Below are 19,593 nucleotides of genomic sequence, written 5' to 3' on the forward strand. Positions count from 1 at the left end.
GCGCTGCTGCAACAAGGCAAATGCTGCGCGATCTCTTTCATCCGGACTATGACCGTCGGCCCTGGCATCTCACCAGATCTGCTGACCCTGCAGGCCCAGACGGGACTGCAGGCGCTCGCGGGCTGCTGCAGTCCATGCCATGCATGCCTGCAGATACCGCCGGTGGGGAATTGCACCCCGCCCTGAGAACGCTGCTTTGCGGTGAAGGTTCACCACAAGACCGAATCATTCTAGCCACGGTTCGACACAACTTCTGGCAATAGGGTCACGCAGGCGTCAAATCAAAACCTGAGGCAAAACTGGACCCAAGCCATATACTGAAAGCGCAAGCAGCTATCAATAAAAGAGTAAGCTACCCATGCTTCGTCAACCTTGTGGCACCTCCGTGCGTTAAAAAAAGACAAGCCATGGCTGCCGACTGGCAGTTGCGCCGATTTCAAAAGCAAGGACGCCCATGAAAACCCAGGCATTGCAAGCCATTTTTCGTACATCGACCCGCTGGGCAACAGCAGGAGTTTTGGCTGTGCTGTGTACCGCGTGTGTCACCATGGACGAAGGCTATGGTGGCGGATACGGTGGCGGCTATGGCGGGAACTATGGTTACCCTAGCACTCCCATCTATGGCGCACAGCCGGTATACCCCAGCTATGGCTATGACCGCGGCGACTGGGCCGCACGCGAACGCGAGCGGGAACGCATGCAGCGCGAGCGTGAATACAACCAGCAAATGCGCGAGCGTGATCGCCAGGCCCGGGAACGTGACCAATGGCAGCGCCAGCAACAGCGCGATCGCGAGCAACAGAATCGTGATCAACAACGCATGCAGGAGCAGCAGCGCCGCGAATGGGAGCGCCAGCAATCGCAAAACCGCCGTGATCAGGAACAAATGCGTCGGGATCAGGGACGTAACGTACCGGGACAAGAGTGGAAGAGGCAGTGGAGAGTCTCTCCTAACAAGCAGGCAGACGGTGATTGAAGATTCATGGAACCTGACTGCTCCACTGCTGGAGATTCCCCTGTAACCTATTGCATGTGAATTCCAGCCTATCGACATCATGCTAGGAGTCGTCCATGCCAAGGCTTCTCGGGAAAACCTCCCTCAGCATCAACTTGAGCTCCCGTACAACGACGGAAATCGCAGGTGCTTGGCTGATTGCATGCATCCTGTCTGGTGCAAGTCCACATGCATCGGCCCAGGTCATGCGCTGCACAGACACCAAGACCGGCGAGGTGACCTACACCAATGGCCGCTGCATTGACCGCGAGACGGCGACGCAGGTCCAGCCCGCTCAAAGCGCTCAGGAAATTGCTCAGGAGCGCGATGCAGCCGCCAAGGCTCGCCAGCAAAGCCAGGCCCAGATGGCTCGTGACGATGCCCAGCGCCGTCAGCGCGAAGACGCCGAGCGCAAGGAACGCGAAGCTGCGGCCAGAGCCCAGGCCGGCGCCGGCAGCAATCTGGAAAACAGCCCCGCCTGCAGGCAGGCACGGGAACGGTACAACGCCATTCTGGCGGAGGCCGACCCCGATGTTTCCACCTGGGGAGAGCGCAGCCAGGCGGCCCAGGCACAGATGGAGATGAGTTGCCTGGGTGCCACGGCCTATCAGCAGTTGCAGCAGACCCGTGCGCTGCAACCCAATGCCATCAACCGTCCGCAATGGGGCTATGGCCAGACCCGGCCGCCCCTGGTGCGCCCCCTGCCACAGCCACCCGCGAAAATCGTCAATTGCAATGTCTTTCGCTGCTATGACAACCGTGGTGGCGTACACCCGATTCCCTGACTGTTTGCGCCTGCTGAGCGGCGGGAATACCTAGGCGCTTGCCCGCTGCCCTCACTTGGTGTGCACCAGCTTTTCAATTCATGGCGTGTCGTTCAGCTACGCAGGCCTTGCTCCACCGTGGGATAGATCAGTTTCAGGCCCAGCTCCAGCTTGAGCCGCTGATTGCGCAGGCGTCGCGACTCACTCATAAAGCTCAGCAGCGTGGCAGGCAAGTCGGCAGCCGCCTGCTCACGCGAAATGCGTGGAGGCCTGGGCAGGCCATAGAGATCGGCCGCCAGGTCAAAGTAGTCCCCCATCTTCAGCTGCGAGTCGTCGCTGGCGTGATAGATGCGCTGCGGCCTGCCATGCCACAAGGCCTTGAGACAGGCACGGGCCAGGTCTTCCGCATGAATATGGTTGGTGTAGACATCATCCTCGGGCTGCAACACTGCCGTGCCACGCAGCAGCCTGGCACGTGGCGTGCCTCCTTCGCGGTCTGGCGCGTAAATGCCCGGAATGCGCAATATGCTCACACGCATTCCCTGCAGACCTTGCCTTCCTGCACTGCGCATGCCTTGCTCGGCATGCACGCGTCGCCAGGCTCTGGCCGTCGTGGGGGCAGGGCTGCGGGTTTCATCGACCCACTGGCCCCGGCAATCTCCATAGACACCCGAGGTTGAGGCATAGACCAGGCTGCGCGGCCCCCTGCCTCGCCTCAGCGCCATGAGCAAAGCGCTGCTGCGGTCATCTCTCTTCCAGCCATCATCGTCCTCTCCCAGATTGGCAGGCGGCGCCAGATACAGCACTCTGGTTGCGACGCCTGCCAGTCGCCTCAGGCTTTTCGGCTGGTCCAGATCACCCCAGAGCGGATGCAAGGCCTGCATGCGCAGCCCTGGCATGCGCGTTTCATCACGGCTCAGTGCCAGCACCCCGATGGGCTGCCGAGCCGAGGTGTCGCCAAGCAGCCGGCGCGCGATGCGCCGGCCTATATCGCCATAGCCGACGATGAGCACACGTTCGCGACGAAAGCGCGCCGGTAGCGCGCCCAGTGGGCTTTGGTTTGAGGGCAAAATCGGAACCTGCTGCGTAAACGGAATAGAGGGTCATCCACGCTGCTGCGATTGCAGCAACACCGGGTAATGACTGCCAGTTACGCCTTCAAGGATAACCAAAACGTCATGACCGAGATTGCCAACGCTTCGTTTGAAATTACCGTCCAGCCCAGCGGCCGTGCTTTTGCCACTCAGGGCACAGAAACCATTCTGGCCGCAGCCATACGTACCGGCGTAGGCCTGCCCTACGGCTGCAAGGACGGGGCCTGTGGCTCCTGCAAGTGCAAGAAGCTCAGCGGTGTAGTCAGCCACGGCACCCACTCGGACAAGGCACTGACCGCCGAAGAGGAAGCCAGTGGCTATGTGCTGACCTGCTGCGCCACGCCCCGCACCGATGTGGTGCTGGAGTCGCGCCAGGTGACCGATGCCAGCTCTTTTCCCATCAAGAAAATGCCGGTGCGCGTAGCCGCGCTTGAAAAGAAGTCGCCTGATGTAATGCAGTTGCGCCTGCAACTGCCGGCCAGCGAAAAATTCCAGTATCACGCGGGTCAGTATGTGGAATTCATCCTGCGTGATGGCGCCCGCCGCGCCTACTCCATGGCCACGGCGCCCCATGTGCAGGACACGGCTCCGGGTCTGGAACTGCATATCCGCCATATGCCCGGCGGCAAGTTCACCGACCATGTATTCGGCGCCATGAAGGAAAAGGAAATCCTCCGTGTGGAAGGTCCGTTCGGCAGTTTCTTCCTGCGCGAGGACTCGGACAAACCCATTATTTTGCTGGCCTCGGGCACCGGCTTTGCACCCATCAAGGCGCTGATCGAGCATATGCGCCACAAGGGTATCAACCGTCCCGTCACGCTGTACTGGGGTGGTCGCCGCCCTTGCGACCTCTACCACGCCGACTGGATTGCCGAGCACACGGCCTCCATGCCCCAATTCAAGTACGTGCCGGTGGTTTCCGATGCCCTGGCCGAAGACGGCTGGACCGGTCGTACCGGTTTTGTGCACCAGGCAGTACTGGATGACTTTGCCGATCTGTCGGGCTATCAGGTCTATGCCTGCGGCGCGCCCATCGTGGTGGATTCTGCGCGCAGTGCTTATACCAGCCAGCGTGCGCTGCCCGAGGAAGAGTTCTACGCCGACGCCTTCACCTCCGAAGCGGACAAGTAAGCGGCTTGCTGCATCTACCCTGCGGATGAAAATGTCCGAACCTCAGGGTTTACGCGCAAAATTCCTGTTTGAATAACTACCTGCTCCGGCAGGGTTGCATTTTTTTGCACAATAGCCAGCCATGAACCGTAGAAACAGCCTTCTCTCGGTCATGGCGGCCGTCGCTGCCTTGGCCTCTCCCCTCTCCCAGGCCCAAGAACCCATCCGTCTGATCGTGCCCTACGCGCCCGGTGGCCCTCTGGACATCACCTCGCGCGCCCTGGCCGAGCGAGTGCGTGACTCTCTGGGCGTGGTCATCATCGACAACAAGGCGGGTGCCGGCGGCAATATCGGCGCCGACGCCATCGCCAAGGCCAACCCTGACGGCATGACCATTGGCTTGGCAGCGACTGCGACGCACGCCGTCAACCCTTGGCTCTATACCAAGATGCCCTATGACGCGGGCAAGGACTTTGCCGGCATCACCCAAATGGTGCGCGTGCCCAATGTGCTGGTGATGAATGCAGCCAAGGCCGAGCAACTCAAGATCCATAGCGTGGCCGATCTGGTCGCCTATGCCAAGAGCCATCCCGGCAAGCTCAACTACGGCAGCGGTGGCAATGGCTCCGCAGGCCACCTGGCAGGCGAGATGCTCAAGCAGAAGGCAGGCATTTTTGCGCTGCACGTGCCCTACCGTGGCGCCAACCCTGCACAGCTGGCTCTGCTGTCGGGCGAGGTCGATTTCAACATCGACAATCTGGCCGCAGCCGCCCCCAACATCAAGAGCGGCAAGCTGGTGGCCCTGGCGGTGACCTCGCTCAATGCGACGCCCCTGCTGCCCAATGTGCCACCGCTGTCCAAGACCTATCCCGGCTTTGCGATTGACACCTGGTGGGGCCTGGTTGCTCCTGCCGGCACGCCCAAGCCCGTACTGGACAAGCTGAGCAAGGCCTTTAACGAGGCCCTGCAAGCCCCTGAAACCAAGACCCGCTTCAATACCCTGATGGCCGAACCCGTGGGATCCACGCCTGCCGAATTCGACAAGTTCATGGCTGCGGAGCGAGCCAAGTACCAGCCCATCGTCAAAGCCTCCGGCGCCAAGGTGGACTGATAAAAGTAAGCAGGAAACCGGTGCCGGTCACTGGCTTCCTGCCTTTGCGCAGCCCAGCGCCTCGGCTTGCTGCGCGTTGATGTGCCAGAGTACCTGTCCATGGCTGGCCGTCACCTGCTCGGCCTGAGCCAGAAATGGAAAGTCCTTTGGCATTTCGCTGCGTCCAATCAGCCATGCCCCGCCATCCTGGCAAAGGCTGATGCCCACCGACTCCATGGGCAACAATGTGGCCTTGGCCAACACTGGATTGAACGCCGCCGCATCGAGCAACTCCGTACGCCAGTTGTCACGGTGACTCTGCCGCGCATTTTGCCAATCCTCCACAATCTTCACAGGTTGCTTCAACCGGGCATAAAAAGGCAGGTCGTACACATATTCCTTGAGCATATAGACCGGCTCCTGGGGCTTGATCTGCTGCTGCAAGACCAGGCTCAAAGGCTTGGCAGAGTAGCTCTGCTTGACGACTAACGCGCCAACCACGGCCAAACCAATGAGTGCGCTAGCCAGCACCGAAACACTCCACCACCAGCGCGCCCGTTCCGACTGGATGATTTCAAAGGCGAGATCCGCCATCAGCCAGGCCAAGGCAGGCACAGCGGGAATGATGTAACCGATCAGCTTGGACTGCGGTAAAGAAAAGAACAGAACAATGCAAATGACCGTCAGCCCCATCAACAGACGGACATCGGGCAACACTCCATCTGCAGCCCGCCAGTAGCTGCGGGAAAACGCTTTCTTGGTCCAAAACAGGCAAGGCAGACTGCAAACGGCAAGAGCTACCGGATAGAACCAGAACGGCTCGACATTGTTGAAGCCCCCGGACGCAAAGCGCTGGAAATGCTGCACTATGAAGAAGTAGTGCAAAAAACCATCAAACCTTTGCTGCATCAGCACAAACCAAGGAGCAGCAACCAGCAAAAACAGCAACAGGCCGGGCAACGAGATCAACGCCCACAGGCTGCGCCAGCGCCTGCGCACCAGCAGCCACAGAAAAATGACCATGGCTGGCAACACAAAACCAATCAGCCCCTTGGCCAGCACGCCCAACGCGGCCAGCAGATAGGCCAGAAGCAGTGACCTTCGATAGTCCTGGTTCGACTCGAAGCACAGCGCCGTATGGGCCAGGCACAGAATGGTTGCCGTGATACAGCCTGCGACCAGGGTATCCAGATTGGCAAACTGCGCCCCCAGAAAGAACAGTGGCTGCGCCAGCAGGACTGGCACCGTTCGCCCTGCCTTCTCTTCACCACACCAGCGCAAGGTAAAAAGGTATAGCGCATAGGCGCCCAGGACAGCGCCCACCAGAGATCCGGCTCTTGCAGCAAAAGCCGTGTGCCCGGTCAGGGCCAAGGCTGCACCTGAAGTCCAGTAGAACAATGGCGGTTTGTGAAAAAAAGGCAGACCGTTAAGCGTTGGCGTCAACCAGTCTCCAGTAGCCAGCATTTCCCAGGCCACCGATGCATAGCGGCCTTCATCGGGCAGCATCAAGGGTCTGATCCAGGCCGTGCTGCACAAGCAAAGGGCAATGGCGAACAAGACACGCCCCTTGCTCCCAAGCAACGCTTGATATGCCTTAGTCATTTTCACCCTCGCATCCATATGACGAGAGACAGGCGCGACCGCTTCGTTGCCACCGCTTTTTCGACATCCAACACCTCTGCACCCAATCAATATGGGGCGCAGTATTCACTCGGCTCCTGAAAAACAGCTTAATGTGAAAAGGGCCTGAAAGACTGTTCAGCTTTCAGATGGCAAAAAGCCCAAGACACAGAATCTTGGGCTTTTCATAATGAAGCGGGGATCACTATGCTGGCACTTGCTCCTGTCGCCACCATTGCGGCCCTTGGCTACGCACAATGCCTTGGCCCTGCACTTGCTGCAGTTGTGCAGGGGTCACACACTGGGGAGCTATCTCGGCCAGTGGTACCAGCACAAAAGCACGCTCCCACATGCGGGGATGGGGAACGAGCAACTCCGGGGCATCCGACTGCCAGGCACCCCACAGCTCGATATCCAGATCCAGCGTACGTGGTGCATTGCGGTAAGGGCGCTCGCGCCCAGCCTGCAGCTCGATGGCCTGCAGTGCCTGCAGGAATGCCAGAGGAGCTTGCTGCGTCCTGAGCAGGGCCACGGCATTCAGATAGTCCGGCCCCGATGAATCCACAGGCTTGGTGCTGTAGAGCGACGACACCTCAAGCAACTGCGTTCGAGGCAAGGCTGCGATAGCCCGGACGGACCATGCCAGCGTGCCTCTCGCGTCCCCCAGATTGGCGCCCAGGCCAATGGCCACCACATCCGTAGCCAGGCCGGAATGCAGCTCAGTCATTGCCGCCTGCGGCAGGGGTTGCACCGGAAGCAGGTTTGCGACGGCGACGGCGGCGCTTCTTGGGAGCATCGCCTTCAGCCTCTGCTGCGACCTGATCCAGCGGGCTGCTTTCACCCTCCCCCTCGGCCTTTTTCTTTGTCACGCGGTGCACCTTTGGCGCGGCCTGCTGCTGGGCACGCTGGCGGGCACGATGCTCGTCACGCGCCTGCGCGATCAGGTCATCGCGGCGGGCATCATCGGCTTGCGAAAACTCCTGCCACCAACTGGCCAGGCTTTCCTCGACCTCGCCGATATCGGCACGCAGGCGCATGAAGTCAAAACCGGCACGGAAACGCGGCTGTGCCACCATGGAGTAAGGCGTAGCCCCCGTACGCTTGTCAAAGCGCGGCTGCATGACCCAGATCTCGCGCATGTCGGCAGCCAGCTTGCCGCGGCCCGACACATCGCCGATACGCTGCTCGAACACCTCGTCAATCGACTCCTGCAGCGCTGGGAAGGGGTGATAGCCCTTGCCCAGGCGCTTTTCCCAGCCCTGCTTGACGTCCTGCCACAGCACACAGGCCAGCAGGAAGCTGGGAGCCACGGGCTTGCCTTCGGCCACACGGCGGTCGGTATCCATGAGAGCAGCCTGCACAAACGGATGGCCGGCACGCTCCATCACCACGTCCAGCAGCGGATAGATGCCGCGCGACAGACCCAGCTCCTGCAGTTGCGCCACAGAGGCAATCGCATGGCCGGTCTGCAGCAGCTTGAGCATTTCGTCGAACAGACGGCTTTGCGGCACCTCGTTCAGCAGCGGCTCGCATTCCACCAGGGGCTTGGCCGTCTTGGCTTCGAGCTTGAAGCCCTTGCTATTGAGCTTGGCGGCAAAGCGCACGGCACGGATGATGCGCACCGGGTCTTCACGGTAGCGCGTGGCCGGATCGCCGATCATGCGCAACACCTTCTTCTTGGCGTCTGCGATGCCACCGTGATAGTCGACCACGATTTGCGTTTCGGGGTCGTAGTACATCGCATTGATGGTGAAGTCGCGGCGCGTGGCATCCTGATCCTGCGGCCCCCAGACGTTGTCGCGCAGCACGCGGCCGCTGGCGTCCACGGCGTGCTTGAGACCTGCCAGCTGATTCTTGCTGGTGCGCTCATTGCCGCTGACCTGTTCGGCAGCGCTGTTGTCCAGAAAAGCACGGAAGGTGGAGACTTCGATCACCTCGTTTTCACGGCCGCGGCCATAGACCACGTGCACGATGCGAAAACGCTTGCCGATGATGAAGGCACGACGAAACAGGTTCTTGACCTGCTCGGGCGTGGCGTTGGTCGCCACGTCAAAGTCCTTGGGACGCAGGCCCAGCAGCAGATCGCGCACGGCGCCGCCCACGATATAGGCCTCAAAGCCCGAGCGCTTGAGCGTCTGCACCACATCGATGGCACGGCGGTCCACCAGATTCGGGTCTATGCCATGCACCTGAACCGGCACTTCATCACGTTTGCCGAACTTAGGCTTGCGCGAGCGGGGTGCTGCGGGCGCCTTGCCCAGCAGCTTGTCAATAATGGTCTTGATCATGGTGCTTCGCTAAATAGGTCCACGATGCGCCAGCCGCGTTCCTCGGCCAGGGCACGCAAGCGCGCATCGGGGTTGGTCGCCACTGGGTGATCCACTTTTTCAAGCAGCGGCACATCGTTCATGGAATCGCTGTAGAAGGTGGTTTCCACCTCCTCCCAGCGCTGACCGCGCGCGTTCAGCCACTCGGTCATGCGCACCACCTTGCCTTCACGCATATTGGGCACGCCGGCGATCTCGCCAGTAAACCAGCCCTTGTCGTCGCGCACCAGCTCGGTGGCCAGCAGATGCTGCACCCCAAAAGCCTTGGCAATCGGGGCAGTTACAAATTCGTTGGTCGCCGAAGTGATGACCACGGTGTCGCCCGCGTCCAGATGCTTTTGCACCAGCGCTATGGCAGCGGGCTTCATCGCGGGACGAATCACCTCGTCCATGAAGCGCCGATGTGCTGCCATCGATTCGGCCTCGCCACGTTCGACCACGGCGGCCGTGGCAAAGCGCACGTAATCGGGAATATTGAGCCTTCCGGCCAGATAGTCATCAAAAAATGCGTCGTTCTGGCGGCCAAAAGCCTCACGCTCGCACCAGCCAATGGCGATGGAGAACTCACCCCAGCCATGGTCGGAGTCCAGTGGCAGCAAAGTGTGGTCCAGGTCAAACAGCGCAAGCTTAGGCTTGTTCGGCGATTCAGAAGAAGTCGACATGCAAATCCAACAAAAAGTGCCGTGGCATGGCCAAAGCGGGGAGAAAAGCCCTGGACGTCCCAGGCGGAGCGCACAGCCTCACTCGGTTTCCAGCATGGTCTTGAGCAGCGGGATCGTGATGGCGCGCTTGTTGCGCAGGGCAAAACCGTCCAGCATGTCCAGCAGCTGCATCAGCGAACCCAGATCGCGCGAAAAGCGCCTGAGCATGTAATCCATCACTTCATCGCTCAGGAACACACCACGGGCATCGGCCTCCTGACGCAGCACGGCGCGGCGCGCCGGCTCGTCCAGCAGATGCAACTGAAAGACATGACCCCAGCCCAGGCGGGTACGCAGATCCTCACGCAGCTTGAGATCGGCCACGGGCAGTTGCCCGGCAGCCAGCACCCAGCGCGGCAGACCTGTGGCCGGACTGGTGGCATTCACAAACCAGTTGAAGGCACGAGCCTGCTGAAAAGGCGTGTAGATGTCCACATCGTCCATCAGCACCGCCACCCAGCGCTCATCAAACTCCCGCGGAAATGGCGTCTTGGCATCCATCCAGCCCACTGTGGCACCCTGCTCACGCAGCGCCTCGCGCACGGCCTTGAGCAAATGGGTCTTTCCAGATCCGGCCTCGCCCCACAGATAAGTGGGCACTGGCGTTCTTGTCTGCCGCAGCTGACCATCGCCCACCCAATGACGCAAATGGTCGATCAGGGCGGCATTGGGGCCCACGAAAAACCGCGACAGGGTCGGGCCGGGCGCCATGCTGATATCCAGAGCCAGCTGCTTCATCTGCGACATACGCGCAGCGCCCCCTTTCCTGGGCATTCGACAGCCCATGCGGCGAAATCTGGCAGGAGATTCATCAGCATCAATGTGGAAGGTACAAAGCCCGGACGCGCATTCAGATCAGGCCTCGCAGGAATGCAGCAGCGCGATCACTCGGTAACAAAAGTACTAATTTTAGTCTGCGGCGGCGGCCTCCGGTCCCGTCAGGGATGATTTTGCCTAACGCCGATGTTGTCGTGAGGCCATGATTGCCCAGCAAAACCCTTTGGCGCATGCCAAGCGCCCCCCGCTGAACGGACTGGGGCCGTAGAATCCCGGGGTTTCCCGCCCACCCAGGGCGCCCCTGCACCGGATCCATCGATGAGCTCTTCCGCATCCTCCTCTACTCCCATTTCCTACAAAGACGCTGGCGTTGACATCGACGCGGGCGACGCCCTGGTCGAGCGCATCAAGCCGCTGGCCAAGAAGACCATGCGCGAAGGCGTGATGGCAGGCATCGGTGGCTTTGGCGCCCTGTTTGAAGTGCCCAAGCGCTACAAGGAGCCCGTGCTGGTATCCGGCACCGACGGTGTGGGCACCAAGCTGAAGCTGGCTTTCGAGTGGAATATGCACGACACCGTGGGCATCGATCTGGTAGCCATGAGCGTCAACGACGTGCTGGTGCAAGGCGCCGAGCCCCTGTTCTTCCTCGACTATTTCGCCTGCGGCAAGCTGCATGTCGATACCGCCGCTGCCGTGGTGGGTGGCATCGCCAAGGGCTGCGAACTGTCCGGCTGTGCACTGATCGGCGGCGAAACCGCTGAAATGCCCGGCATGTATCCCGACGGTGAATACGACCTGGCAGGTTTCGCTGTCGGCGCCGTGGAAAAGTCCAAGATCCTGTCCGGCCAGAACGTCAAGCCCGGCGATGTGGTACTGGGCCTGGCCTCGCATGGCGTGCACTCCAACGGCTTCTCCTTGGTGCGCAAGTGCATCGAGCGCGCCGAAGCCCAGGGCAGCCTGCCCGAGACTCTGGACGGCAAGCCTTTCAAGGCCGCCATCATGGAACCCACCCGCCTGTACGTGAAGAACGTGCTGGCAGCGCTGGACAAGCACCCCATCAAGGCCCTGGCCCACATCACGGGCGGCGGCCTGCTGGAAAACATTCCCCGCGTGCTGCCCGAAGGCACGGCCGCCCACCTCAAGGCCGGCAGCTGGCCCCAGACCGAGCTGTTTGCCTGGCTGCAAAAGACCGCCGGCATCGATGACATCGAGATGAACCGCACATTTAACAACGGCATCGGCATGGTGGTGGTGGTGGCAGCCGAAGATGCCGAAGCCACAACAGCCACGCTGGCCGAACTGGGCGAGAAGGTCTACACCATCGGCGCCATCACCGAAATCGGCGCCGGCAAGCCGGTTGAAGTGCGCTAATCTAGTTACTTATCGCATCAGCCCTGTTCAGCTTGCATGACGCAGCACCTACCCGCTCCCATCGCTCCCCAGGCTCCAGCACCTTCCAGCAAGGTCATACTGGCAAGCTATTTATTGATGGCGGCGGCGCTGCTGCTGGTCATGCACCAGGGCATTCTTCCGGGACTGCTCTGCGTCTGTGTCGGCTTCCTGCTGACCCGGGCGCTAACCCGATTGCTGAGCCGGGCGGACAAGCGCCCACGCCCTACGGGCGTCCTGCCGCACTGGGCTCAGGTCACGGCAACCGCCATCATCATTCTTGCACCGCTGGCCCTGCTCAGCGGCGCCCTGTCCCATACCCGCACCTACATCACCGAAGCGCCTGCGCAATACAAGGAGCTGCTCGACTATCTGTCCGGAACGGTGCTGGAGTTGCGTGACAAGCTGCCCTCGGACATTGCCGACCAGCTGCCCGAAGGTTCCCAGGAAATCCAGCGCTTTCTGTCCCACTATCTGGCGAACAAGGCCGGCATGCTGGCAAACGCTGGCCGCACCTGGCTGACGGGTCTGCTGTACGCCTATGTGGGCATCATCATCGGCGCACTGGCGGCGGTGCGCCCTGTATCGCTGCGCCGCCCGCCACTGGTGGCCGCATTGCAGCAGCGCATTCTGTATTTCGGCGAGGCATTTCGCCAAATTGTTGCCGCGCAGTTCTGGATTGCCACGTTCAACACGCTGCTGACCGCGCTGTTCCTGCTGTTCGTGCTGCCCATCTGGGATCTGAGCCTGCCCTACACGCCCGCACTGATCACGCTGACCTTTTTCGCCGGCCTGATTCCCATCGTCGGCAATCTGCTGTGCAACACGGTTCTGACCATCGTCGGCCTGTCGGTCTCGCCAGCAGCGGCTGCGGCCTGCCTGGCGTTTCTGATCCTGATTCACAAGGCCGAATATGTGATCAACGCCAAGGTCGTAGGCACGCGCACGCATATGGGCGTGTGGGAACTACTGGCCGTGATGTTCGTGGCCGAATCGGTCTTCGGCCCGGCCGGTCTGGTGGCTGCGCCGCTGTTCTACGCCTATCTCAAGAAAGAGCTGGAAGCGGTCAAGCTGGTCTGAGCCAGTTGCTCGCCAATTGGCGAGCATTCCAGATGCTTTGAAAAATCTATAGCACCTTGCGTAGGCTGTTCATCGTTTTCTGGATGAAACCTATCTCAGACTCAGGTGCAGTCTGCGCATAGCGCTCCAGATCTGCGAGTGCTCTGTCATTCACCCCGCCTTGGGCATAGGCCATGCCCCGCTCGCGCAGCAGCTCCGGCTTCCCGGGCTGCAGCAGCATCAGGCGGTTGATGACCGCCACCAGCATGTCCCAGTCGCGCTGGGACTGATGAATTTCCTGCAGATTGCGCAGCATGCGCTCCACGATGTCACGCGCGCTGGCAGCCTGCAGATACAGGCCCAGAGGCGCAGCTTCCTCGGGCTGGATGCCGGCTTCATCGAGAAAAGGTTGCAGCCGCTCGGCCAGGGCATTGGCCGAATGCGACTCCCCGGTCAGCGGGTCCAGTACCACCTGCCCTTGCGGCAGCAGCACCTTGACCATGAAGTGGCCCGGGAAGCTGATGCCTTCCACCGCCAGATCAAGGCTGCCGGCCAGCTCCAGCCAGACCAGGGCGACGCTGATGGGAATGCCGCGCCGCGTGCCCAGCACATGGTGGATATAGCTGTTGGCCGGGTCGTAGTAGTTGTTGAGGTTGCCGGCAAAGCCCAGCTCGCCATAGAAGAACTTGTTGAGCACGCTGAGCTGGCGCAAAGGATCGGTCTCGCCTGACAGGCGCTGCTGCAGGCGTACCTGCAGCCGGTCCAGTTCGGCCATCACGGCCTGCAGGTCCAGGTCTGGCTCGGCATCCTGGGCGATGCTGATCGCCGCCTCCATCAGCGCAAAGTTTTCATCGCTCTGCACCAGGGAGGCAAAGTACTGCAGGGCCGTGGGGTGCTCATCAATCGTCCAGCTCATAGACGACTTTGTAAGCTGCCTACAACCCCGTGACAAGCGCAATACCCCTGATGCGCAGGCAGAACCTGCGCCAGCCGCTCATTTTTTTGAGGCCCCAGACCGTTTAGCGACGCAAGAGCTGGCGAATATTCAGCCCCGCAATGCGCAGCACGCCAAAGTACAGCACCGCCGCGCCCACCATCATGGCGGCCAGCAGACCTGCACGCAGCAGGCTCTGGCTGCGCAACCCCACCCAGTCGAAATGCTGGCTGCCCCAGAGCAGCAGCACGGCCAGCAGCACACTGGCAGCCAGCACCTGTACGATGAATTTGATCCAGCCCGGCTGAGGCTGATACACGCCGCGGCGCAACAAGCCCGTCAGCAGCCAGGTCGCATTGACCAGCGCCGCCAGACCGATAGACAGAGCCAGCCCCGTGTGCTTGAGCCAGGGCACCAGCACCAGATTCAGCAACTGGGTGATGACCAGCACCACGATGGCGATCTTGACCGGGGTGCGAATGTCCTGGCTGGCGTAGTAGCCGGGTGCCAGCACCTTGATCGCCACCAGACCCAGCAAGCCCGCACCATAGCCCATGAGGGCCAATGCAATCTGGCCCACATCGCTGTCATGCAGCGCTCCGCGATGGAACAGCGTGGCCACCAGAGGTGTCGCAAAGGTCAGCAGACCCACGGCGCAAGGCACGGCCAGCAGCACCACCAGGCGCAACCCCCAATCCAGCATGTTCGAGTAGCGCTGTGCATCGCCCGCCGCCTTGGCAGAGGCCAGCTGCGGCGTCAGCACCACACCCAGGGCCACGCCCAGCAGCGAGGTCGGGAACTCCATCAGACGGTCGGCATAGAACAGCCAGGTCACGCTGCCTGGCGCCATGTACGACGCAATCTGGGTATTGATCATCAGCGAGATCTGGGCCACCCCCACGCCCAGCAGCGCCGGCCCCATCAGCGCCAGAATGCGGCGCACGCCAGCTTCATCCCAGGCCTCGCGAATGGCGGATGGCGAAAAGCCGATGCGCGGCATCAGCGACATGGAGCGCAGCGCAGGAATCTGCACCGCCAGCTGCAGCACGCCACCCAGCATCACGCCGCCCGCCATTGCGTAAATAGGCTCGAGGCCATGCTTTTCCAGCCAGGGCGCTCCCAGCAGGGCCGCCACAATCATGCTGAGATTGAGCAGCACGGGCGTGGCCGCCGGCACGGCAAACTTCTTCCAGGTATTGAGAATGCCCGCCGACAAGGCCACCAGCGACATGAAGCCGATGTAGGGGAACATCCAGCGCGTCATCACCACCGCAGCCTGATAACCCTCAGGCGACTGACGCATGCCGCTGGCCAGCAGCCAGACCAGCACGGGCGCGCCCAGCACCCCCAGCACACATACCACCACCAGGACCCAGAACAACATGGTGGCCACATGGCTGATCAGCTTGTGCGTGGCCTCCTCCCCATGCTGGGTCTTGCTGGCGGCCAGCACCGGCACAAAGGCCTGGCTGAAGGCCCCTTCGGCGAACAGGCGCCGGAAGAGATTGGGAATTCTGAAAGCGACATTGAAGGCATCTGTCAGGGCATTGGCCCCGAACATGGAGGCCATGAGCAGATCGCGCACCAGCCCCGAAATACGGGAGGCCAGCGTCAGAAGGGATACGGTGGAGGCGGCTTTGAACAGTGACACGCAGCGAAGTGTATGCGTTCATGCCAAGCGCTGCAGGCTGATTTGCGGCGCTTTTCACGCTGTAGCAATCCAGCGATCTCAAACCAGACACGGCCCAACACAGAGACATCGAGCAAGGGCCGCCCCGCCGCGAGGATGTCGTCCCCTTAAAGGGGGAAGCGGCAAAGCCGCACAGGGGGTGATACAATCCACGGTTTTGCTGACATCATCCTCAGACACAAGGAAATAAATCATGGCAACTAAAGCCAAAAAGAACCCCCGCCTGGCTTCCGGCCGCAAGCGCGCCCGCCAGAACGTCAAGCTGAACGCTGCGAACACTTCGCTGCGTTCCAAGTACCGTACTGCTGTCAAGAATGTCGAGAAGGCTGTTGTGGCCGGCGACAAGACCAAGGCAGCTGAACTGTTTGCCAAGGCTCAGTCCGTGATCGACACGATCGCCGACAAGGGCATCTTCCACAAGAACAAGGCTGCTCGCGATAAGAGCCGCCTGTCCGCCAAGGTCAAGGCCCTGGCTCTGGCTGCTTAATACCTGCCTCCCTCAAGCACGGATGACCTCGGTCATCTGCCGTTTGTAACGGGTGCGCTGTCAGCAAAAACATCAAAACCGCCTTCGGGCGGTTTTTTTGTTGTCTGCGCCCGACAGGGGTGACTGCTTCATCAAGGCATGTACAGACTCGCCCCACACCTAACACAAAGCGCCCTAATACGAATTGATTAGCGTCAGATTTTGACTTCCCTAGGACAATCCCCAAGTCGGGGAGTCTGATGTCTTTTATAGGACTTGCCCCCCGTATCTTCGCAAAAAGCCTGCCGCCTGCCTGCAGGCTTTTTTTGTCGTCAAGTCTAGAAAAAGTCATGAAAAAGTCGATCAAAGCAGGACTCGGAGCCGTCGCGGCCCTGGTTCTGGCCGCGCTATTGTTTTTATTTTGGCCACTGTTCCCCCGCTCCGTCCCCAAGGCCGAGAACGAACAGCCCGTCGATGTGGTGATGGTCGGTGCCGGCGTGATGAGCACCACGCTGGCCACCTACCTGCAGGAGCTGCAGCCTGACTGGAAGATCGAGGTCTTCGAACGCCTGGACGGCGTGGCCCTGGAAAGCTCCAACGGCTGGAACAACGCCGGCACCGGCCACTCGGGCTTTGCCGAACTCAACTACACGCCACAACTGCCCGACGGCAGCGTGGAAACCAAGCGTGCCATTGGCATTGCCGAGCAGTTCGAGGTGACGCGTCAGTTCTGGGCCCACCAGGTCGGCCGCGGCCACCTGCAGTCGCCCGAGACTTTCGTGAACGCCACGCCTCATATGAGCTTCGTCTGGGGTGATGACAACATCGCCTTCCTCAAGAAGCGCCAACAGGCCCTGGTCCAGAACCCTCTGTTCTACGGCATGGAGTACTCCGAAGACCAGGCACAGATCAAGAAGTGGGCCCCGCTGATGATCGAAGGCCGCGACCCGAGCCAGAAGATCGCCGCCACCTACATGCCATTGGGCACCGACGTGAACCATGGCGTCTGGACCGAGCAGTTGATGGCCTCGCTCCAGAAGGGCCCCAACTTCCAGCTGCACCTGCAAAGCGAAGTCACGGCCCTGCGCCAGAACGCCGACAAGACCTGGAACGTGACCGTGGCCGATCTGGCCAAGGGCGGCCAGGAAAAGACCGTCAAGGCCAAGTTCGTCTTCGTCGGTGCCGGCGGTGCCGCACTCAAGCTGCTGCAGGCCTCGGGCATCCCCGAATCCAAGAACTACGCCGGCTTCCCCGTGGGCGGCCAGTTCCTGGCCATCGAGAACCCCGAGCTGGCCAAGCGCCACGACGTCAAGGCCTACGGCATTGCCTCCACCGGCTCGCCTCCCATGTCCGTGCCCCATCTGGACGCGCGCCAGCTCGACGGCAAGCCCGTGGTGCTGTTCGGCCCCTTTGCACTGGCCACCACCAAGTTCCTCAAGAACGGCTCCTGGTGGGACCTGTTCTCCTCGGTCACCCATGACAATCTGATGGGCATGCTGCGCGTAGGCATCCACAACCTGGACCTGGTCCAGTACCTGATGCAGCAGGCCGAGCTGACCGACGCAGACCGTCAGGCCGTACTGGCCCAGTACTTCCCCGAGGCCAAGCGCGAGGACTGGAAGCTGGTCACCGCCGGCCAGCGTGTGCAGATCATCAAGCGCGACCCTGAAAAAGGCGCCGTGCTGCAGTTCGGCACCGAAATCGTGGGCTCGGAAGACGGCAGCATCGCCGCCCTGCTGGGTGCCTCGCCCGGCGCCTCGACCGCTCCCCACATCATGCTGAACCTGCTCAAGAAGTCCTTCCCCGAGCAGATGGCCAGCAGCGAGTGGAAGGCTCACATCCAGCAGATCGTGCCCTCCTACGGCCGCAAGATCAACGAGGATGCAGCCTATACCAACGAGATCCGCCGCATGACCAGCTCGGCCCTGAAGCTGCCCTATGTGGATGTTCCTGCCGATCTGGGCAAGAAGGCCGAAGCGGCTCCCGCTCCTGCTGCCGCGCCCCAGAACCCCACGCAGCTGAACAAGGAAATGCAGGCGCTCTAAGCCCTGCTCTCCCCGCACCGCCCCGTCGGTGCCCGCCCCGCCGGCCTGTGCCGCGCGGGGTTTTTTCTTGCGGAGCCCGCCGCTTGAGGTTCTGCTACCTCCTTTTCTCCATGCACCAGCCACTGATCCACGCACCGATAGGCCGCGCCCTGCTGCGTTTTTCCCTGCCTCTGTGGGGCGGCTATGTGCTGCAGTCGCTCAATACCTCGGTCAATGCCTTCTGGATCGGGCACTACCTGGGCGAGGCCGCGCTGTCCGCAGCCGTGCATGCCAACAATCTGCTGTTCGTACTGATCGCCTTGGTCTTTGGCATCAGCCAGGCCAGCAATCTGCTGGTAGCCCAGGCCGTGGGTGCGGGTCGCTGGGCCCTGGCGCGCCGCATCACGGGCAGCAGCGCCAGCCTGTTTCTGGGCGCTGCGCTGCTGATGGCAGCTCTGGGCTGGCCGCTGGCCGCCCCCCTGCTGCTCGCCATGGGGGCTGAGCCAGCCACCACAGCCCTGGCCGTTGACTATTTGAGAGTGCTGTTTCTCGCGCTGCCGCCCATGCTGCTGCTGATCTTCGCGGCCGCCGTGCTACGCGGCACGGGCGACAGCCGCACGCCTTTTGTGGCCCTGCTGGCCGTATCCCTGGGCGATGCCCTGCTCAACCCCTTGTTCATCTTCGGCGCCGGCCCCCTGCCAGGCCTTGGCATGGCAGGCTCGGCACTGGCCACCCTGGTGGCCAACAGCCTGGGCCTTGCGGGCCTGCTGGCCTGGCTGCGCTGGCAGCGCCTGCCGCTGTGGATAGGCTGGCGCCAGCGCCGCCATTGGCGGCCTGTGCCTGAGCTGCTGCGCTGCCTGGTCATCAAGGGCCTACCCATGGGCCTGCAGATGCTGGTGGTCTCGCTCAGCCTGGTACTGATGCTGGCCCTGGTCAACGCCCATGGCACCCAGGCTGCGGCCGCCTATAGCGCGGCCCTGCAATTGTGGGCCTATGTGCAGATGCCGGCGATTGCCGTGGCCTCGGCCTGCTCCACCATCGCCGCCCAGAACGTGGGCGCTGGTCACTGGCCCCGCGTGGCCCGCACAACCCGCGCCGGAGTGCTCTGCCACCTGCTGCTTACCGGCTGCTGCGTGGCTCTGGTCCTGGTTTTCGAGCGCCCGGTGCTGGCCCTGTTCCTGCCTGAAGCCAGCGCGGCCCTCGAGCCCGCGCTCCACATCAACCGCATTGTGCTGGGCTCGTTCCTGCTGCTGGGTGTCAGCAACGTGCTCTCGGGCGTGGTGCGCTCCACGGGCGTCGTGCTGGTGCCGCTGGCCATCCTGGCCCTGGCCCTGTGGGGCGTGCGCCTACCCCTGGCTTGGAGACTGCAGCCGCTATGGGGGCTGGACGCGCTGTGGTGGAGCTTTCCGCTCAGCGCCCTGGTGTCCATGCTGCTGTCCCTGGCCTATTACCACTGGGGCTCTTGGCGCCAGGCTAGGCTGCTAAGCATGACCTCGCCCAAGCGGGACGACAGCGCCCATCAGCCATCGGCAACATGCTCGCCATGAGCAAAAA

At 61.8% G+C, this 19,593-nt stretch carries 17 protein-coding genes and 1 riboswitch; of the genes, 9 read left to right on the top strand and 8 right to left on the bottom strand.

The window, feature by feature from the left end:
- Positions 1-25 precede the first annotated feature (25 nt).
- Positions 26-194: riboswitch (FMN riboswitch) on the bottom strand.
- Between the two features lie 260 nt (positions 195-454).
- The gene (locus tag QMY55_RS17810) at positions 455-976 is read left to right on the top strand and encodes a hypothetical protein (protein WP_283485483.1); all 522 of its coding nucleotides are present in this window, start codon (positions 455-457) and stop codon (positions 974-976) included.
- 134 nt (positions 977-1,110) lie between these two features.
- Positions 1,111-1,779, top strand: a complete 669-nt coding sequence (locus QMY55_RS17815; protein ID WP_283485484.1) for a DUF4124 domain-containing protein — start codon at positions 1,111-1,113, stop codon at positions 1,777-1,779.
- Between the two features lie 92 nt (positions 1,780-1,871).
- Here the strand turns inward: QMY55_RS17815 and QMY55_RS17820 are convergent, their stop codons facing one another.
- Positions 1,872-2,828: an SDR family oxidoreductase gene (locus QMY55_RS17820; protein ID WP_283485485.1), complete on the bottom strand. Its 957-nt coding sequence runs from the start codon at positions 2,826-2,828 to the stop codon at positions 1,872-1,874.
- A 108-nt stretch (positions 2,829-2,936) separates the two neighbouring features.
- Between QMY55_RS17820 and QMY55_RS17825 the strand changes: the two genes are divergently transcribed.
- Positions 2,937-3,983: a CDP-6-deoxy-delta-3,4-glucoseen reductase gene (locus QMY55_RS17825; protein ID WP_283485486.1), complete on the top strand. Its 1,047-nt coding sequence runs from the start codon at positions 2,937-2,939 to the stop codon at positions 3,981-3,983.
- 121 nt (positions 3,984-4,104) lie between these two features.
- Complete coding sequence (locus QMY55_RS17830; RefSeq protein WP_283485487.1) at positions 4,105-5,073, top strand: Bug family tripartite tricarboxylate transporter substrate binding protein; 969 nt, start codon at positions 4,105-4,107, stop codon at positions 5,071-5,073.
- 27 nt (positions 5,074-5,100) lie between these two features.
- Here the strand turns inward: QMY55_RS17830 and QMY55_RS17835 are convergent, their stop codons facing one another.
- The 5 genes from QMY55_RS17835 to hda all read right to left on the bottom strand — a co-directional run bounded on the left by QMY55_RS17835 (position 5,101) and on the right by hda (position 10,438).
- Positions 5,101-6,558, bottom strand: a complete 1,458-nt coding sequence (locus tag QMY55_RS17835) for an ArnT family glycosyltransferase (RefSeq protein WP_283485488.1) — start codon at positions 6,556-6,558, stop codon at positions 5,101-5,103.
- Between the two features lie 319 nt (positions 6,559-6,877).
- A complete protein-coding gene (gene folK / locus QMY55_RS17840) occupies positions 6,878-7,399 on the bottom strand; it encodes a 2-amino-4-hydroxy-6-hydroxymethyldihydropteridine diphosphokinase (protein WP_283485489.1) in 522 nt (173 codons plus the stop codon).
- Positions 7,392-8,960, bottom strand: a complete 1,569-nt coding sequence (gene pcnB / locus QMY55_RS17845; RefSeq protein ID WP_283485490.1) for a polynucleotide adenylyltransferase PcnB — start codon at positions 8,958-8,960, stop codon at positions 7,392-7,394. The genes folK and pcnB overlap by 8 nt, the downstream gene beginning before the upstream one ends.
- Positions 8,957-9,661: an HAD family hydrolase gene (locus QMY55_RS17850; protein ID WP_283485491.1), complete on the bottom strand. Its 705-nt coding sequence runs from the start codon at positions 9,659-9,661 to the stop codon at positions 8,957-8,959. Before QMY55_RS17850 ends, pcnB begins: the two co-directional genes overlap by 4 nt.
- A gap of 78 nt (positions 9,662-9,739) precedes the next feature.
- A complete protein-coding gene (hda, locus tag QMY55_RS17855) occupies positions 9,740-10,438 on the bottom strand; it encodes a DnaA regulatory inactivator Hda (RefSeq protein WP_283489004.1) in 699 nt (232 codons plus the stop codon).
- 357 nt (positions 10,439-10,795) lie between these two features.
- Here hda and purM point away from each other — a divergent pair, with 357 nt between their 5' ends.
- Positions 10,796-11,848 carry a phosphoribosylformylglycinamidine cyclo-ligase gene (purM, locus tag QMY55_RS17860; protein ID WP_283485492.1) on the top strand — a complete coding sequence of 351 codons (1,053 nt, stop codon included), beginning with the start codon at positions 10,796-10,798 and terminating at the stop codon, positions 11,846-11,848.
- 36 nt (positions 11,849-11,884) lie between these two features.
- Entirely contained in the window at positions 11,885-12,946 is a 1,062-nt protein-coding gene (locus tag QMY55_RS17865; protein ID WP_283485493.1) for an AI-2E family transporter, read from the top strand.
- Positions 12,947-12,992: 46 nt separating this feature from the next.
- On the opposite strand, the gene QMY55_RS17870 is transcribed toward QMY55_RS17865, so the two are convergent.
- Positions 12,993-13,841 (bottom strand): SirB1 family protein, encoded by an 849-nt coding sequence (locus QMY55_RS17870; protein WP_283485494.1) that lies wholly within the window; start codon positions 13,839-13,841, stop codon positions 12,993-12,995.
- A gap of 103 nt (positions 13,842-13,944) precedes the next feature.
- Positions 13,945-15,510, bottom strand: a complete 1,566-nt coding sequence (gene murJ / locus QMY55_RS17875; RefSeq protein WP_283485495.1) for a murein biosynthesis integral membrane protein MurJ — start codon at positions 15,508-15,510, stop codon at positions 13,945-13,947.
- A gap of 232 nt (positions 15,511-15,742) precedes the next feature.
- Here murJ and rpsT point away from each other — a divergent pair, with 232 nt between their 5' ends.
- The 3 genes from rpsT (at position 15,743) to QMY55_RS17890 (ending at position 19,586) form a co-directional block, all read left to right on the top strand.
- Complete coding sequence (rpsT, locus tag QMY55_RS17880) at positions 15,743-16,036, top strand: 30S ribosomal protein S20 (RefSeq protein WP_218240562.1); 294 nt, start codon at positions 15,743-15,745, stop codon at positions 16,034-16,036.
- Positions 16,037-16,365: 329 nt separating this feature from the next.
- Positions 16,366-18,060 carry a malate dehydrogenase (quinone) gene (mqo, locus tag QMY55_RS17885; RefSeq protein WP_283485496.1) on the top strand — a complete coding sequence of 565 codons (1,695 nt, stop codon included), beginning with the start codon at positions 16,366-16,368 and terminating at the stop codon, positions 18,058-18,060.
- 110 nt (positions 18,061-18,170) lie between these two features.
- On the top strand, positions 18,171-19,586 hold the full coding sequence (locus QMY55_RS17890) for an MATE family efflux transporter (RefSeq protein ID WP_283485497.1): 1,416 nt from the start codon (positions 18,171-18,173) through the stop codon (positions 19,584-19,586).
- Positions 19,587-19,593: the final 7 nt, after the last annotated feature.

Origin of the sequence: Comamonas resistens (assembly GCF_030064165.1) — a bacterium.
GTDB classification, from domain to species: Bacteria; Pseudomonadota; Gammaproteobacteria; order Burkholderiales; family Burkholderiaceae_C; genus Comamonas; species Comamonas resistens.

What these genes read in the sequence shown, in the direction of transcription:
- pcnB (WP_283485490.1), bottom strand. Translation starts at nt 8,960, where the DNA reads ATGATCAAGACCATTATTGACAAGCTGCTGGGCAAGGCGCCCGCAGCA.
- QMY55_RS17830 (WP_283485487.1), top strand. Translation starts at nt 4,105, where the DNA reads ATGAACCGTAGAAACAGCCTTCTCTCGGTCATGGCGGCCGTCGCTGCC.
- hda (WP_283489004.1), bottom strand. Translation starts at nt 10,438, where the DNA reads ATGAAGCAGCTGGCTCTGGATATCAGCATGGCGCCCGGCCCGACCCTG.
- QMY55_RS17850 (WP_283485491.1), bottom strand. Translation starts at nt 9,661, where the DNA reads ATGTCGACTTCTTCTGAATCGCCGAACAAGCCTAAGCTTGCGCTGTTT.
- QMY55_RS17810 (WP_283485483.1), top strand. Translation starts at nt 455, where the DNA reads ATGAAAACCCAGGCATTGCAAGCCATTTTTCGTACATCGACCCGCTGG.
- QMY55_RS17865 (WP_283485493.1), top strand. Translation starts at nt 11,885, where the DNA reads ATGACGCAGCACCTACCCGCTCCCATCGCTCCCCAGGCTCCAGCACCT.
- QMY55_RS17835 (WP_283485488.1), bottom strand. Translation starts at nt 6,558, where the DNA reads ATGCTGCCCGATGAAGGCCGCTATGCATCGGTGGCCTGGGAAATGCTG.
- rpsT (WP_218240562.1), top strand. Translation starts at nt 15,743, where the DNA reads ATGGCAACTAAAGCCAAAAAGAACCCCCGCCTGGCTTCCGGCCGCAAG.
- purM (WP_283485492.1), top strand. Translation starts at nt 10,796, where the DNA reads ATGAGCTCTTCCGCATCCTCCTCTACTCCCATTTCCTACAAAGACGCT.
- QMY55_RS17890 (WP_283485497.1), top strand. Translation starts at nt 18,171, where the DNA reads ATGCACCAGCCACTGATCCACGCACCGATAGGCCGCGCCCTGCTGCGT.
- folK (WP_283485489.1), bottom strand. Translation starts at nt 7,399, where the DNA reads ATGACTGAGCTGCATTCCGGCCTGGCTACGGATGTGGTGGCCATTGGC.
- QMY55_RS17870 (WP_283485494.1), bottom strand. Translation starts at nt 13,841, where the DNA reads ATGAGCTGGACGATTGATGAGCACCCCACGGCCCTGCAGTACTTTGCC.
- mqo (WP_283485496.1), top strand. Translation starts at nt 16,366, where the DNA reads ATGAAAAAGTCGATCAAAGCAGGACTCGGAGCCGTCGCGGCCCTGGTT.
- QMY55_RS17825 (WP_283485486.1), top strand. Translation starts at nt 2,937, where the DNA reads ATGACCGAGATTGCCAACGCTTCGTTTGAAATTACCGTCCAGCCCAGC.